A 14,207-nucleotide genomic window follows, 5' to 3' on the forward strand; every position below is an offset into this window, starting at 1 on the left:
TGTTTTAACATTCACTCAACCCCACATAGGGAATGATGTCCCTTGTGGTGTCATTCCCTTAATTTTATGAAAGGTGGTGAACAATATGATTCACAAATTTTTTAACAAAATTCCAGCGAAAACGTTGCAATATATTGCGGAGGATTTTCGTAAAGCGGGAACCATCGCCGGTGTTGGATTAATTGGTTTTGTCTTAGCTAAAGATAATATTGATGAAATAGAGGCTTTCGTACTCTTAACTGTCGGTATTACCTTTTGGCTATTGGGGTTGCTTCTCAATTATGTGGCAGATATAATCTCAAAAAAGACACATAAATCAGTTAAACGCACCACGAAGTAACGTCATTAAGGAGGCTTGTATGAACTGGTGGTTATTAGGGGTGTCAAGTGTTTTAGTCCTAGTGGCAGGCACTTTTACCGCTTTGGTATATTGGGCGAATTGGGAGCTGATTTCCGGAAAAAACGTGAAAGCAGATAAACAAGCCAAACCCCGTTAACTCTTCACATTAAATCCGCCTATTTTTGAATAGGTCGATTTCAATTTATACCCATAGGGGAATATTTTCCCTTGTGGGGCAGATATTCCCCGTTTTATTAGGAGAATATCTTATGTCACTTAACACTTATGCAAAATTTGTCCCAAACGTGTTTTTGGCGAAATGTCCCGAACCTCATCAACGAGGGGATATTGTCACACTAACCAGTAAATATGGGAAAGAAACGGAAGTAGAAATCTACAACCTTGTGAAGCAACAAGATGACTTCTATTTTTATTCTTTCGTGCGTTGCGATGGCGTAAATCATCAGACATATGCACTTAAAAAAGCAGCACATTATCAAACGGTGGCAGATAATGCACAAACGCGTAGCGAAAAGTATTGTGAAGCAGCAAATGAAGGACGTGAGTTTTTACGCTTAGGTGAACCTATTAAAGTGGGACATCATAGCGAAAGACGACACCGTGCTTTAATTGAACGCAATGCCGGACGTATGGATAAAGCCGTCGAAGAAATGCGAAAAGCCGAGCAATATGAGGACAAAATCCCTTATTGGCTAGAGCGTTCAGAAGTTATCGATTTATCTATGCCGGAAAGTCTTGCATATTTTCAGTTTGAATTGGCTAAAGCCAAGGAAAACCATCAAGATTTGAAGGATAATCCGGATAAACGTCTGTGTAGCTATTCACTCACTTACGCCAAGAAAAAAGTCAATGAATTGGCAAAAAAAGTGGAATTAGCGACATTACTTTGGGCTTAATTTATCTAAAAATCTAAAAAGTGTGTTGCAATAGCACCGCACTTTATTTACCCATACACTATCTTAACCCTAGAGGGAAATACTTTCCTTTAGGGGTATTTCTCTCTGATTGATTCTTAGGAGAAATACAATGTACTACAACAGAACCTATAGCATTGTACCCCCAACTTTATATTGACGGGGTGAGTGAAGATTTAGCAGGTTGGGAAGAGATTCTCTTTCATTTTAATGTCAGTGTCGAAGATAACGAGGTTTGGGCGGTTGCACGATGTTGTGAGGAAATTCCTCACCTGGGTAACATTTACCAAAGCCTTGTTCTTGATAGGTTGGAAAGTCTGTTCTTTGAGCAGCTTGATTTAGACGAAGATGACGAACACATTGATGTTTCTACCTTTGTAAATGACCTTGATAGCCATTTTTGTATTGACGGAGACGCCATAACTACACTTGATGAATTTATGGCAAAAGTGGAAGAAATCAAATCCATATTACATTAACGTCCCGGTATGGCGAATGTTCGTCGTACTATATCCCATAAGGGAAACTTTCCCTATGGGAGGTTTTCCTTGAAATTTTGAATAAAAATTGAGGTAAACTTATGCACAATGAAAATGAATATTCACTTAAGTTATTACGAGGAATATTTTTTGTTTTAGTCGTTATTGCTCTTTCACTATTCGTTAAGTTGATATATGAGAAAGTGACAGGTGAGGCGATTTTTTCTCATTCAAAAATACAAGAAATTTGTATTGATGATGTTACTTACTTAAGGATAAAAAATGAGGTTTTAACAGTAAAAGTTGACACTAAAGGTAATCCTGTTATATGTAAGCAAAATTAACTCACGAACCCGTTTATTATGTAATAAACGGGTTTTTTATCGTCATTTTTGAGTGCTTTTTGTTATTTCTCTTATTTTAACTATTGGCAAAAATGAATTTCTGATTTGTTTAACAAAATTCTCCCGTATAGTAAAAGATTGTTATCACCGTTATTGAGGAGCACTACCGTGGAAATTTTGTTTCGTCATCACGATGACTTATTTAGTTTATCTTTAAAAGAGATGATAGAAAGCCTCATTTGGTTAAAAGATAAAGGATTTACCCCTAATATTCCTGACCAATGGATTAAACAAGTTGTTTGTGCTATTGAGTCCTCTCCACATCAACCTTACCTCTATTCACCTTGGTATGCACGTATTGATCCTACTCATCATATCACCTTTCAATGCAATTATTGTGATGAAAATTTTGCTTTTCTGATACAGAAAAAATACTTTGATCTAACCTCAGTTTCCCCTCAAAAAACGGTTTCCCGTTTTACGTTTCCTATTACCCTGTTTTTGGATACCTTCAAAAAATTAGAAATTGGAGGGAAAATTCCTACGCTACCCATAAATTTTTGGTTAAGATTAGCGGGGCGTTATGCAGATTTTGACTATTGGTATCAACACTAAGCCGATCATCGCTTTTTATTTCTATTGCCATAATAAAAAATTATTCCACTTCAAGATTATCTTCTCCATAGTAATACGAACGTTAATTGCTACCTTGGGGAAGAAAAATGAAAAAAATAATCGCTAGTGTGCTTTGCCTTGCCTTAATCGGATGTGTTCAACATCCGAAAAAAGAGACAGTATCCAACGTGGAAACCCATCCATTGCCGGCAGCCGGCTCTGTCTCTGAAAGCATTAAGTCATCGCCGGTTATCACAGAACAAACTATTGTGCCGGATATTTATCAGTATGCTGATGAGCCTGAGCCGGTAACCCAAATTGTGCGTCAGGGGCGTTATACACTCGTCAATACCTCTCCGGAGGAGGGGCAAAAATATTTATTGGAGCAGATGGTTACGGTAAATATGCTACCAAAGAAAAAAGATCCAATGTGGTAACGGTTGAACAGGGTTTAACTCGTACCTTGTCAGGAACAGGATTACGTCTTTGTGCAGGCTCTCATTTTAATCAAACCGCATCACTCTTTTCGCTGCCACTCCCTAAAATCCATCATCAATTTGGACCAATTAAGTTGCGTGAAGCACTACAAATGCTTGCGGGCCCAGCCTATTATGTGACGTTAAATGATATTACCCGTACAGTGTGTTTTAAAACTCGCGAAAAACCACTTGAAACGGATAAAAAACGTATTGAGATTATTTCAACCACAACGCAAACCGAGGTGGTTGATGAATAAATTTATTAAGTTATCCCTTTTATCATTTTTAGTGGTAAGCAGTATGGCGAAGGCGGATCCAACACAAAGTAACCGATTGCTTTATGAGACCGCCAATCGTACCTTATCGACTGAAAAAAGCCTTGATGTTAAATCACTCAATCAAACAGAGTTGAGTCAAAAAGCCCAAGAATGGGGACTGACCACTGAAGAATGGCAACGTTACCTTGAATTACAAAAAGGGGAACGTGGAATATGGTCGCCAAATCTTGACCCGTTAACGACTTTGGGTATTGAAGCTAAAACAGAGGAAGAACGTACCCGATATGCCGAGCTCTTAGCCCGTAAAATGTATGAACGTGTTGAGCGGGAACTTGCATTCCAACGTGCTTATGACAAAGCCTTTGCCAAACTTTATCCTAATGAATTGCCTTTTGAGGTTGAACCGCATATTTCTCAATCTGCCGGACGGGTGATTTATTTTACCCGTTTAGATAATTGTGCTAAGTGCGAAGCCGATATAAGTCGTATCCTCACCCATGTCGATAAAAATACGCCTGTTGATATTTATGTTGTCGGTAGCAACAATGACAAAGCCATTCGAGAGTGGGCGAGAAAGCATCACATTGATCCGATTAAAGTGAAAAAACAGTTAATCACCTTAAATCACGATACGGGCTATTGGTTGCAGTATGCGAAAGGCAAAATGCCCGCAGCGTTCCAAATTCAACAGGATGGACAATGGCAATCACTCGTTTATTAGCAGCTGTTGTTCTATTGAATGCCTGTATAGTTTCGGCACAGGCGTTTAGCTTTGGTCAAGACATCGATCAAGATATTCATAATGCGGCACGACATTATCAAGTGAGTGAGGAGATGTTAAGAGGTTTGGTGAAGATGGAAGATGGCTGGTATGGGAAACGTTCACCAACAGGAGCATTAGGTGTTGGACAATTTACGCAAAAAACCTGGAATTGGTTAGCACAAACCCTACGGGGAAAAGCCTTAGGGATGCAATTAATTACGCCCTCAAATCGTGGCACAAAATCCGATCCGCGACATCATCACCGCACAAACATTCATGCGACAGCCTTATTAGCCCGTTGGCATTTAGAACAGTTTGCACTCCGAGGCATTAAGCCAACGGATGAACATCTCTATCTTGCCCATAACATTGGTTTGGAGGGATTGTATCGTGCATTATTGGGGCGTGCGAATACTGAAGATATTCGCAATATGCGTCGCAATGGTATGCGTCATGGTATGTCGGTTGCACAATTTCTCGCTTATCAAGGACAGCGTTATCAACGACATAAACAAATCGCCAATAACCTAATCCATTTAAATGAACAAAACTATACTTGGGTTACACCTAAAAGTGCGGTGAAAAATCAAGCTGTTTTTTGGATTGAACCACAAAACACAACGCTTGTTTGGATTGAACCAAAGTAAATGAGGAGAAAATAAATGAACCGATTTCGTTTGATCATGCTGGGCATGATATTTGTTTTGGGTGCGAGTATCGTTTCAGCAGAGCTGCCCGTCATTGCCGATTTAGGCGGTGAAAGTGCGGTGCGTTTTTATGAGGGAATTCAGCCTGAAGTTGATGAAAGTGCTGCCAACTTCCCAAATGCCATTCCTGATATGATTACCGAAGCAGATATGCTTCCTGTGGTATCTCATCGTTTAACTCCCGGTCAAGTCAATCCTGTTACCCTTGATCTTACCGGAATGTCACCGCTTTTTTTGGTCGGAGTCGATAACTTATCTCGTCAATGGCTTAAACAACATTATGACGTATTATTAGCCAATCAAGCGGTGGGGTTAGTAGTGAATGTGACAACCCTTGAGGAATTGGTCGGGCTACGCCAACTTGCTCCGAATTTACCATTATTACCAACCGCTGCGGACGATTTAAGTCGTCGTTTGAAACTGAATCATTATCCCGCACTGATCACTGAAACAGGAATATCACAATAATGGCATCAAAGTATTTATTAGAAGGGTTACTGCGTCCACCTGTGGAATTTTATCCTGCTGCAGCTCACGCCGCCTGTGCCTATATTTGTGCGCTCGCACCTTGGTCGCTTGCTTTAAACCCAATGATTGGCTATGGTCTTGCAGCGGGTTTTGGTGGGATAAGCTATCTGCGTTTTCGCCAAGGTTGGCGTATTGTACGTTATCATCGTAATTTAAAGCGTCTGCCTCATTATGCCCTAACCAGCTGTCAAATTCCGGTAAATAAAAAATTCTTATTTTTAGGTCGCGGATTTGAATGGCAACCGGAACACACCCAGCGGCTCTATGATTGTTTTTCCGCCGATGGCAAAAAATACTTACGTCCCTCTAAGCTATTTAATATGGCAAGAGAGTATGAAAAACATCACGAAAATCTAATTACTAAGTTAACAACATCAGATTCACGCTTTAATCCGGTAAGACCCTTACCGCCGGTTGAGGGTATTCCTGCGATTCACGGCATTGAGTTAAATGAAATTGATGTTATGCAACCACTCAATTCAAGAGGTGGGCATACCGCTGTTTTTGGCACAACGGGAGTAGGTAAAACCCGTTTTGCCGAGGTGTTAGTGACACAAGATATTCATCGAGGTAAAATGCAAGCAGATCGCGAAGTTGTGGTCTTCTTCGACCCGAAAGGCGACCCGGATATGTTAAAACGGATGTATGCAGAGGCGAAACGTGCAGGACGCGATAAGGAGTTTTATATGTTTCATCTCGGTTATCCTGAAAAGTCGGCACGCTATAACCCCATTGGTCGCTTTGGGCGAGTTTCAGAGGTCGCCGGAAGAATTTCAGGACAATTAAGTGGAGCGGGAAATTCAGCCGCATTTAAAGAATTTGCTTGGCGTTTTGTGAATATTGTCGCAAGAGCATTGGTTGAAATGGGCGAACGTCCCAATTATTCGCAAATTTCTCGTTTTGTACAAAATATTGATTCCCTTTTTCTGAATTACGCCAAAACCTATTTTGATGCTCGGGATACCGCACTTTGGCCACAGCTATTAACCATTGCTGCAGGCGTTGATGTAAAAAATTTATCCTTTGGTATGAAAGACCGTCCGCTGATTTGGGTGATTAATCAATATATTTTAGAAAATAAAATTTTCGATCCCGTCTTGGAGGGGTTGGCGACAGCAGTGCGTTATGATAAAACTTATTTTGATAAAATTGTGGCGTCGTTATTACCGCTCTTGGAAAAATTGACGACAGGGAAAATCGAAGAGTTACTATCACCAAATTATTCAGATGTGAATGATGAACGACCGATTTTTGATTGGGAAGAGGTGATTCGTAAACGGGGCATTGTCTATGTGGGGCTGGATGCCCTATCGGATGCAACCGTTGCTGCAGCGGTTGGGAATAGTATGTTTGCCGATCTCGTGTCTATGGCAGGACATATCTATAAACACGGAGTAGATGAAGGGTTGCCGGAGGCATTTAAAAGTCAGTCAAAGTCGGTTAAAATCAATTTACATTGTGACGAATTTAACGAGTTGATGGGTGATGAATTCATTCCGTTGATTAATAAGGGGCGAGGAGCCGGAATGCAGGTCACGGCTTATACTCAAACCATTGCTGATATTGAAGCTCGTCTTGGCAATCGGGCTAAGGCGGAACAGACTATCGGTAACTTTAATACGTTAATCATGTTTCGGGTAAAATCACCGGCAACGGCGAAACTATTAACCGATCAACTGCATAAAGTGACGATTTTACAAAGCATGGTGACCTCCAGTTTCACTGATTCCAGCAATCCGGATGACGACAAAGCCTTTACCTCAAATACCGGGGAACGCATCTCGCAAAAAGAAGTGCCGTTGCTCGATGTGGCGAATATCACCAATTTGCCGAAAGGACAGGCCTTTATCTTGATGAACGGGAGTACCTTATATAAGGTAAGAATGCCGTTACCTGCTATTGATGAGGAAGATTTGATACCGCCGTCAATGCAGGCGTTACTGGATAATATGCAAAAAAATTATCACGTTACCGTGAATTGGTGGGAGCCGGCATTTAAAGACTATACGCCGTCAAAGGATATTGCCGATTCATTTGAAAATATGGTGACAGAGGAAAAAATGGCAAAAGCCGATTTAGATTGGGGTACTGATATTGATCTGCCTGAAGATGATGAAGCCGAGCCGATAAGTCAAGCCGATACGGATGAACAGGATATGGAGGAAGAATGACTTTTGAACAAGAAACTAACGCCTTTGAACAAGAAACCAACTTATTAGATTTACCTAATCAATATATTGACTTTGAGGCGGATTTTGCCGTCTCTTGTGCATTGCCGAACTCAAAAGATCTGCTCTTTTATTTTGAGCCTTATCTTAATAATTGGGTGGAAAGTAATGATTCCGTTCATCAATTTGCAACCAAATATGCTGATGAGGGAATTTCTCTCTGGACAGCGAGTGATGTGCCGATAACGGAAGAGGATATTCAGCATCAACGTGCTTATTTTTACTTGGTCTCAAGTAAAAATGAACAAGGTTATGCCTTGATTCATTGTTGTGTGAGTCATAAGGAATTCTTACAATAATGGTCGAACAGACGAATAAAAAAGTCAAGAAAAAAGGGCTGTTTTACACATTATCTGCCTTGCTTGCTGCACTGTTGATTTCTCTATTATTGAGTATTCTCTTTGAATGGTTAGGCATTGCATTTTTCTGGTCAGAACAGGGTTATCTGCATAGCCAAGCGATGATGATTCAGGAATTAGGCTGGATTTCGGAAAGTACAACACGTAGCCTCTTTGGTTATTCACCAAGTGAGCTTGCCAATACTATCACCCTTACTTTGCATGATTGGCTGTTTGTGAAAACAGGGTTTCAGCCTTGGTTACAGTCGCCTAACAAACACAGCGATTGGGAATACCTGATTTACCATTATACGCGAGCGTATTTAGAGTCTGTCATTTATGTGTCGATTACTTTTGTAGTGCGGCTAATTGTGATCATTTTTACCAGTCCTTTGTTTTTATTAGCTGCCTTTGCGGGTTTTACGGAAGGCTTAATGAGGCGTGATTTGCGTAAATTTGGTTCAGGAAGAGAATCAAGTTTTTTGTATCACCATGCAAGACGCTATATTAAACCTGTGATGATAGGATCTTGGGTACTTTATCTGTCCATTCCTGTTTCAGTTTACCCGAATATCATTTTAATACCTGCCGCATTTTTATTTGGGCTGTCGATTTGCATTACCGTAGCGAGCTTTAAAAAATACTTATAACTACGAGAAAATAAGACGATTTACCACCTTTTCTAGTATATAATGATTATAAATAGCGATAAGGAATTAAAACGTTAGCACTTTACTCGTTGATATCCTTCCTTCCCTAAGCCTTTCTGAGAGGGAGAGGATCAAAAGGACAAATTATTTAGAAAACTCAGAATGATAGAGGAAAAACAGATCATGAAAGTAATGAGGGAGCGTCATTTACAGCAGCAATCATTAGCAGTGTTTGAACAAGAAATTTTGTCCTCGTTTGAGCATTCTTTGACGGAGGAACAGCGTTTTTTGCAAGGTATTTTAACCGGTAAAATAAAAACCTATTCGCACGAAGAAGTCGTATCAGATTTGCGTAAGGCACTGAAGAGATGAAACAAGATTACATCGTTCGTTGGTCTGAAATAGCTCGGTTTCAGTTGCTTGATAAGGCAGAATATATCAAGGAACAAAGTCAAAGCCCTGAGGTTGCGGATAAATTTATTGATGACATTGAGCGTTTAGCCGAAAAATTAAGTTATATTGCATCTGCCTATAACGATGGAAAGTTTCACATATTCCCTTTGAAAAACGGACATTCTGTAAAATTTTTAGTAATAAAGGATTATGTAATGATCTATGCTTTTCATCCTAAAGGCTTGAATATAGGTTAAAACGCAATAGAAATAATCCTTGTCTACCCAGAGTGCCTCCGTTAAACCGTTTTTGAAGCTCATTTTTTTGCTCAGTTGAACCTTTAGAAAACTACTTTCATAGGCATGTTTCTCAAGATGTAAAAAAAGGGCTTGCAAAGTGTTTTGTGCTTATAAACGAACAACAATCCAGGATTGTTGGCTATTACACTGTATTAAGTGGAGTTTATTATGGTGTTATTTTATCTGAGTATCATCTTACTTATGATATGTGGTATGAATACGTTTGTAGGGATAAGCCATCTTTTTCGTGAGCCTCGCCAATACCTTTGGAGCAGTGTTTATTTTATGCTGGGTTTGGGGACATTGGCGTTAGGATTGTATTTCCTGTCCCCATTTTTGAAATTTTCCTAAAAATTCTCTCAATTCTGAATAGAATTTCTCATTAAACTTCCATTGCGTTTTTGGCAACCTTAAGTCGAATCAAATTAAGTTAAGGAGTTGTCGATGAATACGTCAGGAAAAAAGGTTTTATTCGCTGTCTCTATGTCTATGATGACATTGACTGTACAAGCCTCAGAAAAAGCACAGTTAGCCCAAGCTATCAAGCAGCTTGAAGCTGCTCAGCTTTCGCTTACTCGAGCGGAGGCAGTTGCTCAGACCTCGGAGAAAAACCGTGAATATTTTGATTATCAGGCTGCACGTCGAGATATTAATGCGATTAAAAGCGGTATTAACCAATATATCAATCCAAAACGTGCCATTCCTCGCGATCCCAAAGCATTCCGTCGCTTACAAGAAGACTATACCAAGTTAAGATATTAAGGAGGATTGTATGGCAAGCGCTCATACCCCACTTAACGCCTTTGAAATTGCCAGTGGCTTAAATGCTACAGAGCTTCGTGCCTTTTTTGCGATTATTTTCGTGGCATTGTTGCTGTTTGCTTATGTGTGGGCAATCAAAAAAGGTTACAGCGGGTTATTTAATGGATTTAACGGAAATGACATCTTTGACTACTTAAAATTGATTCTTAAAGGAGCAACGGTGCTTATCGTTGTGGTGATATTTTTCGTTTACTGATTTCTAAGAGGTAATTATGACTCTTTTTCATTCTTTTTTTCAGCAAGTAAAACGTGCTTGGCAATGGGGTTCACAACGTTATTTGGCATTCTCTGTCATGTTTTTTGGTGCAATGCAACATGCCTTAGCAGCAGGACCTGATGCAGGCAAAATTCCTGATTTTAAAATTCCCGGAGTAGATATCAATACAAAAGATCCTATGGAAATTATTTTTATTGTGGCTAAGGCATTGGCAACCCTTGCCGCCGTCTTATTTGGGGCTTGGTGTATTTTAACCGTCGTTAGAGCCTTAATTAAAACTTACAACCAAGCAACCGATGAAAATGATAAAAAAGGTTGGGGGCCGTTTATTGTTGCATTGATCGTTGGTTTTATTCTTATCTTCTTCTCACTCTGGTTGATAAAGATGGCCGTTGGGCTTTTCTAATTCTATTTTACTTACCCGTTGCTCACAGGATAACGATACGCTATGTCAAATCAAGAAGAGATTCAATTTTTACCCACTCGACTTAATCGAGAAGCTACCGTGTACGGTGGTATGACGGTGCCTGAATTTGGGATTGCAGCTACAATTGGATTTGCGATGGGACTAGTTTTGGGGCTTGTACTGTGGGCGATTGGACTGTCTTGGATTCTCGCTCCAGCTCTTGCGATGTTAATGTGCATTATTTTTGTGCTGATTGGCAAAGTATTGTTTGCACGCTTAAAACGGGGCAAACCGGAAGCCTATTTAAACCGTCTGATTGAAGAACGCAAGGATTCGCTTTTAGGCGGCAATAAATTTATTCGACGGGTAGGCTTTTGGGCCACTCGTCGTTCTTCAAAAGGACTGTTTTAGATGAGTAGATTAAAAAGTGAACTCAATCACAAAGATCGTCAATTAACGGTAGCAAAAATTGCTATCATTTGCATGACGATTATCTGTTTTGCCTTAATGTTTATCATATACACCTTCCCAAGTACCTTAAAAATCTTACTTCCCCCTGATTTAAGAGCAGGAAGTCAGCGTCCTTGGTGGGAGGTACCGCCATCAACAGTGTATGCTTTTGCATATCAAACTTTCCAGCAGCTCAATCGCTGGACACTGGATGGTACCCAAGACTATGAAAAAAACATTAAAGCATTAAAACCTTTTTTAACACCCTCTTGCGAGGCTTTTTTGCAACAGGATTATGAAGACAGACAGCGTCATAGTGAATTGCGTGATCGTGTCAGAGGTGTGTATGAAATCCCGGGACGGGGATTTAGTGATGATCGTGTCATTGTCCATAGCCGAGATAGCTGGACGGTGAATTTGGATTTAAGTGTTGATGAATACTACAAAGATGAGCCCGTTAAACGTGTCTTAACCCGTTTCCCTATCAGTATCGTGCGAATGGATATTGATTCAAAGCGTAATCCTTGGGGATTAGGTTTTAACTGTTATGCCTCAATACCATTACGTTTAGAGGCAAGCGAGAGTGAGGAGAAAAAATAAATGATGCGAAAAACCTTACGAAATTTGACCGCACTTTGTTGTACCGTCATTGCGTGTAATGTGCAAGCAGAGCTTTTAATGAAGTGGCAGCGTCTGCCTTTACCGATTGATTTACAGGTGGAGAAAGAGCGGGTGATTTTGGTCGATAAAAACGTCAAAGTGGGTTATCCCAAAGCATTGGAGGGAAAAATCCGTTTACAATCAACAGGTGGTGCGGTGTATCTTAAAGCCTTAGAACCCTTTCCTACCGCACGGTTACAGTTCAAAGATGTGCTGACAAACGAAATCATTTTGCTGGATGTTACTGCAAAAGAAAAGGTAGTTAATCCACAAGAAACTATTCGCTTGATTTATGAGGGCAAATTAGAAAATCAATCGGGCAGTTTAAATCAAGATGAAGAGGCGACAGAAGAAAACTTACCGGCATCACCGCAACTACCCGTGCCGGCGGCACTGACCCGTTATGCCGCACAAATGCTTTATGCCCCACTGCGTACGGTCGAACCTGCTCCGGGTATTCGCCGGATTGCTCACGGCTTGCCTTCAAAAATTACCACCTTGCTACCTGCGTATCCTGTTACCGCCACGCCATTGATGAGCTGGCAGTTGGGCGATTATGTGGTAACTGCCGTTCGTTTACAAAATCGAGGTACCTCACGTCTTGAGCTTGACCCTCGTGAGTTACAAGGGCGTTTTTATGCGGCGACCTTTCAACATCATTGGTTAGGGCGCTTTGGTTCAACAGAAGACACCACAACCCTTTATTTGGTCACTGAGGGGCGTCCAAATCAAGCCATCATTCCTGAATCTAAAAAATATGTGCCACCGAAAAAAGTAAAACGCACCAAAATTGTTGTGAAAAAAGTGATTGAGCAAACCCGTTCGGCAACAGCTGAGGAGGCACAAAATGAAAGCCAATAAGATGTTTATTGTCATTGGAGCGATTATTTTCTTAATGGTTGGGGGCGTATCTTATTTGTTGTTTAGCGGTTCGTCATCATCGCCTTCAAAAGCAAAACACAATGTGTTGGATACCGCACTTAAAGATCTTACGCCTGAAGAAATTCGTCAACTTGGTTTAGAGGGTGATACGAAAAATGACACGGTACGCACATTAATTGGTGCGGCAAAAGAAAGTAACCGTCGTTATGAGAAAGTGATCTCGCAAAATGAAAAAATTCTCAAAGAGAACGAAGCCTTGCGTAAACGTGAGCAAGATGTACAGCAACAAGTTGATGAAGCGGTGCAAGGCAGAACGCAAGAGCTACAAAATATGGTTGCGATGCTTCGCGAAGAAATGGCGCAATTAGTAGCGGGGCGTTCGCAGTCTAACGGACCAACCGCTTATCAGGGCAATACAGCCAATGGTATTGGCGTTGAGGAAGATACTGCGTTACCTATTGGAAATGGGCAAGTAGGAATGGAGGCAGAAGAAAACGTGCAACGCATTGAATGGGTAAATCCCGATGATCAAATTGAAGATGAGCGTAACCCGGCTAAAATTGGCTTTCTAAACCTTAATGGGCTTAATGCCCCTTCAGGCAAAAAAGGGTTACCTTTTATTTCAGGTAGCGATGAGAATGACCGTGGCATAACCTCCCGAGGTTCATCGAGTGAAAAACAAAAACTAAAATTGCCGTTTATACCATTCCTGAAAACTCAACGCTGATGGGATCAACTTCTATGACTGCCTTGTTAGGACGTATCCCAATCGGTAACACAGTGAATGACCCTTATCCGTTTAAAGCTATTATTGGACGGGACAATTTAATTGCTAATGGGATTGAACTGCCAGATATTGAACAAGCCATTGTGTCAGGCACAGCGACAGGGGATTGGACCTTATCTTGCGTACGAGGGGATATAAAAAGTCTGACCTTTGTGTTCAATGACGGGCGGATTGTCACTACTGGCAAAGGGAATGAAAAAATTGGCTGGTTATCAGACCCACACGGTATCCCTTGCATTCCCGGTGAGCGAAAAACCAATGCCCCGGAATATTTAGGTACGCATTTCTTGTTGGCCGCTGCAGGTGCTGCCGCACAAGGCTATTCTCAAGCACAAACCACAACCGTAGTCGATGGTAATGCAGTTGTAGGAGCGGTTACAGGGCAACAAGGTAAATATGTGGTTGGTCAGGCACTTGGTCAGGGCATTCAAGAAACTGCCAATTGGTTTAAAGAGCGTTATGGGCAAAATTTTGATGCTATTTATGTGCCACCCGGACACCCTGTTGCCATTCATATTGATAAAGCCATTGATATTGATTACGACGTCAAAGGACGTAAAGTGAAATACAGTCAATTGTCCCGTTCACCTCAGCTTGATTAAGGAAT

At 40.8% G+C, this 14,207-nt stretch carries 22 protein-coding genes and 1 pseudogene; all 23 read left to right on the forward strand.

Going from position 1 to position 14,207, the window contains the following annotated elements; all coding sequences use genetic code 11:
- Positions 1-85 precede the first annotated feature (85 nt).
- The 23 genes and pseudogenes from CFY87_RS00110 to CFY87_RS00215 all read left to right on the forward strand — a co-directional run bounded on the left by CFY87_RS00110 (position 86) and on the right by CFY87_RS00215 (position 14,202).
- Complete coding sequence (locus CFY87_RS00110; protein ID WP_094945309.1) at positions 86-340, forward strand: hypothetical protein; 255 nt, start codon at positions 86-88, stop codon at positions 338-340.
- A 19-nt stretch (positions 341-359) separates the two neighbouring features.
- Positions 360-497 (forward strand): hypothetical protein, encoded by a 138-nt coding sequence (locus tag CFY87_RS11600; RefSeq protein ID WP_158216591.1) that lies wholly within the window; start codon positions 360-362, stop codon positions 495-497.
- A gap of 112 nt (positions 498-609) precedes the next feature.
- Entirely contained in the window at positions 610-1,257 is a 648-nt protein-coding gene (locus CFY87_RS00115) for a DUF3560 domain-containing protein (protein WP_094945310.1), read from the forward strand.
- Positions 1,258-1,439: 182 nt separating this feature from the next.
- Positions 1,440-1,754, forward strand: coding sequence for a hypothetical protein (locus CFY87_RS00120; protein ID WP_143226150.1), 315 nt, complete (start codon positions 1,440-1,442; stop codon positions 1,752-1,754).
- 101 nt (positions 1,755-1,855) lie between these two features.
- Positions 1,856-2,098 carry a hypothetical protein gene (locus tag CFY87_RS00125; RefSeq protein ID WP_094945312.1) on the forward strand — a complete coding sequence of 81 codons (243 nt, stop codon included), beginning with the start codon at positions 1,856-1,858 and terminating at the stop codon, positions 2,096-2,098.
- Between the two features lie 168 nt (positions 2,099-2,266).
- The gene (locus CFY87_RS00130) at positions 2,267-2,713 is read left to right on the forward strand and encodes a hypothetical protein (RefSeq protein WP_094945313.1); all 447 of its coding nucleotides are present in this window, start codon (positions 2,267-2,269) and stop codon (positions 2,711-2,713) included.
- A gap of 107 nt (positions 2,714-2,820) precedes the next feature.
- Positions 2,821-3,150, forward strand: a complete 330-nt coding sequence (locus CFY87_RS11995) for a hypothetical protein (protein ID WP_236757298.1) — start codon at positions 2,821-2,823, stop codon at positions 3,148-3,150.
- Positions 3,144-3,449, forward strand: coding sequence for a PFGI-1 class ICE element type IV pilus protein PilL2 (gene pilL2, locus CFY87_RS12000; RefSeq protein ID WP_236757299.1), 306 nt, complete (start codon positions 3,144-3,146; stop codon positions 3,447-3,449). The genes CFY87_RS11995 and pilL2 overlap by 7 nt, the downstream gene beginning before the upstream one ends.
- On the forward strand, positions 3,442-4,191 hold the full coding sequence (locus CFY87_RS00140) for a TIGR03759 family integrating conjugative element protein (RefSeq protein ID WP_169711599.1): 750 nt from the start codon (positions 3,442-3,444) through the stop codon (positions 4,189-4,191). Before pilL2 ends, CFY87_RS00140 begins: the two co-directional genes overlap by 8 nt.
- Positions 4,170-4,880, forward strand: coding sequence for a lytic transglycosylase domain-containing protein (locus tag CFY87_RS00145; protein WP_236757300.1), 711 nt, complete (start codon positions 4,170-4,172; stop codon positions 4,878-4,880). Before CFY87_RS00140 ends, CFY87_RS00145 begins: the two co-directional genes overlap by 22 nt.
- 15 nt (positions 4,881-4,895) lie before the next feature.
- Positions 4,896-5,408 carry an integrating conjugative element protein gene (locus CFY87_RS00150; protein ID WP_094945316.1) on the forward strand — a complete coding sequence of 171 codons (513 nt, stop codon included), beginning with the start codon at positions 4,896-4,898 and terminating at the stop codon, positions 5,406-5,408.
- Positions 5,408-7,639, forward strand: a complete 2,232-nt coding sequence (traD, locus tag CFY87_RS00155; RefSeq protein WP_094945317.1) for a type IV conjugative transfer system coupling protein TraD — start codon at positions 5,408-5,410, stop codon at positions 7,637-7,639. Before CFY87_RS00150 ends, traD begins: the two co-directional genes overlap by 1 nt.
- Positions 7,636-7,995, forward strand: a complete 360-nt coding sequence (locus CFY87_RS00160) for a hypothetical protein (protein WP_094945318.1) — start codon at positions 7,636-7,638, stop codon at positions 7,993-7,995. The genes traD and CFY87_RS00160 overlap by 4 nt, the downstream gene beginning before the upstream one ends.
- On the forward strand, positions 7,995-8,684 hold the full coding sequence (locus CFY87_RS00165) for a TIGR03747 family integrating conjugative element membrane protein (RefSeq protein ID WP_094945319.1): 690 nt from the start codon (positions 7,995-7,997) through the stop codon (positions 8,682-8,684). Before CFY87_RS00160 ends, CFY87_RS00165 begins: the two co-directional genes overlap by 1 nt.
- A gap of 192 nt (positions 8,685-8,876) precedes the next feature.
- Positions 8,877-9,056, forward strand: a complete 180-nt coding sequence (locus CFY87_RS00170) for a hypothetical protein (protein WP_041604593.1) — start codon at positions 8,877-8,879, stop codon at positions 9,054-9,056.
- Entirely contained in the window at positions 9,053-9,334 is a 282-nt protein-coding gene (locus tag CFY87_RS00175; protein ID WP_094945320.1) for a type II toxin-antitoxin system RelE/ParE family toxin, read from the forward strand. The genes CFY87_RS00170 and CFY87_RS00175 overlap by 4 nt, the downstream gene beginning before the upstream one ends.
- Positions 9,335-9,859: 525 nt before the next feature.
- Entirely contained in the window at positions 9,860-10,138 is a 279-nt protein-coding gene (locus CFY87_RS00185) for an integrative conjugative element protein, RAQPRD family (protein ID WP_094945662.1), read from the forward strand.
- A 10-nt stretch (positions 10,139-10,148) separates the two neighbouring features.
- Positions 10,149-10,394, forward strand: a complete 246-nt coding sequence (locus CFY87_RS00190) for a DUF3262 family protein (RefSeq protein WP_094945321.1) — start codon at positions 10,149-10,151, stop codon at positions 10,392-10,394.
- A gap of 97 nt (positions 10,395-10,491) precedes the next feature.
- Positions 10,492-10,821, forward strand: coding sequence for a DUF2976 domain-containing protein (locus CFY87_RS00195; protein ID WP_419670233.1), 330 nt, complete (start codon positions 10,492-10,494; stop codon positions 10,819-10,821).
- Between the two features lie 42 nt (positions 10,822-10,863).
- Positions 10,864-11,232 (forward strand): TIGR03750 family conjugal transfer protein, encoded by a 369-nt coding sequence (locus CFY87_RS00200; protein ID WP_094945323.1) that lies wholly within the window; start codon positions 10,864-10,866, stop codon positions 11,230-11,232.
- Positions 11,233-11,871 (forward strand): PFL_4703 family integrating conjugative element protein, encoded by a 639-nt coding sequence (locus tag CFY87_RS00205; RefSeq protein WP_094945324.1) that lies wholly within the window; start codon positions 11,233-11,235, stop codon positions 11,869-11,871. It abuts the gene before it with no gap.
- Positions 11,872-12,792, forward strand: a complete 921-nt coding sequence (locus tag CFY87_RS00210) for a TIGR03749 family integrating conjugative element protein (RefSeq protein ID WP_094945325.1) — start codon at positions 11,872-11,874, stop codon at positions 12,790-12,792.
- A pseudogene (locus CFY87_RS00215) lies at positions 12,779-14,202 on the forward strand (TIGR03752 family integrating conjugative element protein). Before CFY87_RS00210 ends, CFY87_RS00215 begins: the two are co-directional and overlap by 14 nt.
- Positions 14,203-14,207 lie beyond the last annotated feature (5 nt).

Origin of the sequence: Actinobacillus seminis (assembly GCF_002263215.1) — a bacterium.
GTDB lineage: Bacteria > Pseudomonadota > Gammaproteobacteria > Enterobacterales > Pasteurellaceae > Actinobacillus_B > Actinobacillus_B seminis.

Coding starts and splice junctions, on each gene's coding strand:
- CFY87_RS00110 (WP_094945309.1), top strand. CDS start 86: ATGATTCACAAATTTTTTAACAAAATTCCAGCGAAAACGTTGCAATAT.
- CFY87_RS11600 (WP_158216591.1), top strand. CDS start 360: ATGAACTGGTGGTTATTAGGGGTGTCAAGTGTTTTAGTCCTAGTGGCA.
- CFY87_RS00115 (WP_094945310.1), top strand. CDS start 610: ATGTCACTTAACACTTATGCAAAATTTGTCCCAAACGTGTTTTTGGCG.
- CFY87_RS00125 (WP_094945312.1), top strand. CDS start 1,856: ATGCACAATGAAAATGAATATTCACTTAAGTTATTACGAGGAATATTT.
- CFY87_RS11995 (WP_236757298.1), top strand. CDS start 2,821: ATGAAAAAAATAATCGCTAGTGTGCTTTGCCTTGCCTTAATCGGATGT.
- CFY87_RS00140 (WP_169711599.1), top strand. CDS start 3,442: ATGAATAAATTTATTAAGTTATCCCTTTTATCATTTTTAGTGGTAAGC.
- CFY87_RS00145 (WP_236757300.1), top strand. CDS start 4,170: ATGGCAATCACTCGTTTATTAGCAGCTGTTGTTCTATTGAATGCCTGT.
- CFY87_RS00150 (WP_094945316.1), top strand. CDS start 4,896: ATGAACCGATTTCGTTTGATCATGCTGGGCATGATATTTGTTTTGGGT.
- traD (WP_094945317.1), top strand. CDS start 5,408: ATGGCATCAAAGTATTTATTAGAAGGGTTACTGCGTCCACCTGTGGAA.
- CFY87_RS00160 (WP_094945318.1), top strand. CDS start 7,636: ATGACTTTTGAACAAGAAACTAACGCCTTTGAACAAGAAACCAACTTA.
- CFY87_RS00165 (WP_094945319.1), top strand. CDS start 7,995: ATGGTCGAACAGACGAATAAAAAAGTCAAGAAAAAAGGGCTGTTTTAC.
- CFY87_RS00170 (WP_041604593.1), top strand. CDS start 8,877: ATGAGGGAGCGTCATTTACAGCAGCAATCATTAGCAGTGTTTGAACAA.
- CFY87_RS00175 (WP_094945320.1), top strand. CDS start 9,053: ATGAAACAAGATTACATCGTTCGTTGGTCTGAAATAGCTCGGTTTCAG.
- CFY87_RS00185 (WP_094945662.1), top strand. CDS start 9,860: ATGTCTATGATGACATTGACTGTACAAGCCTCAGAAAAAGCACAGTTA.
- CFY87_RS00190 (WP_094945321.1), top strand. CDS start 10,149: ATGGCAAGCGCTCATACCCCACTTAACGCCTTTGAAATTGCCAGTGGC.
- CFY87_RS00195 (WP_419670233.1), top strand. CDS start 10,492: ATGTTTTTTGGTGCAATGCAACATGCCTTAGCAGCAGGACCTGATGCA.
- CFY87_RS00200 (WP_094945323.1), top strand. CDS start 10,864: ATGTCAAATCAAGAAGAGATTCAATTTTTACCCACTCGACTTAATCGA.
- CFY87_RS00205 (WP_094945324.1), top strand. CDS start 11,233: ATGAGTAGATTAAAAAGTGAACTCAATCACAAAGATCGTCAATTAACG.
- CFY87_RS00210 (WP_094945325.1), top strand. CDS start 11,872: ATGATGCGAAAAACCTTACGAAATTTGACCGCACTTTGTTGTACCGTC.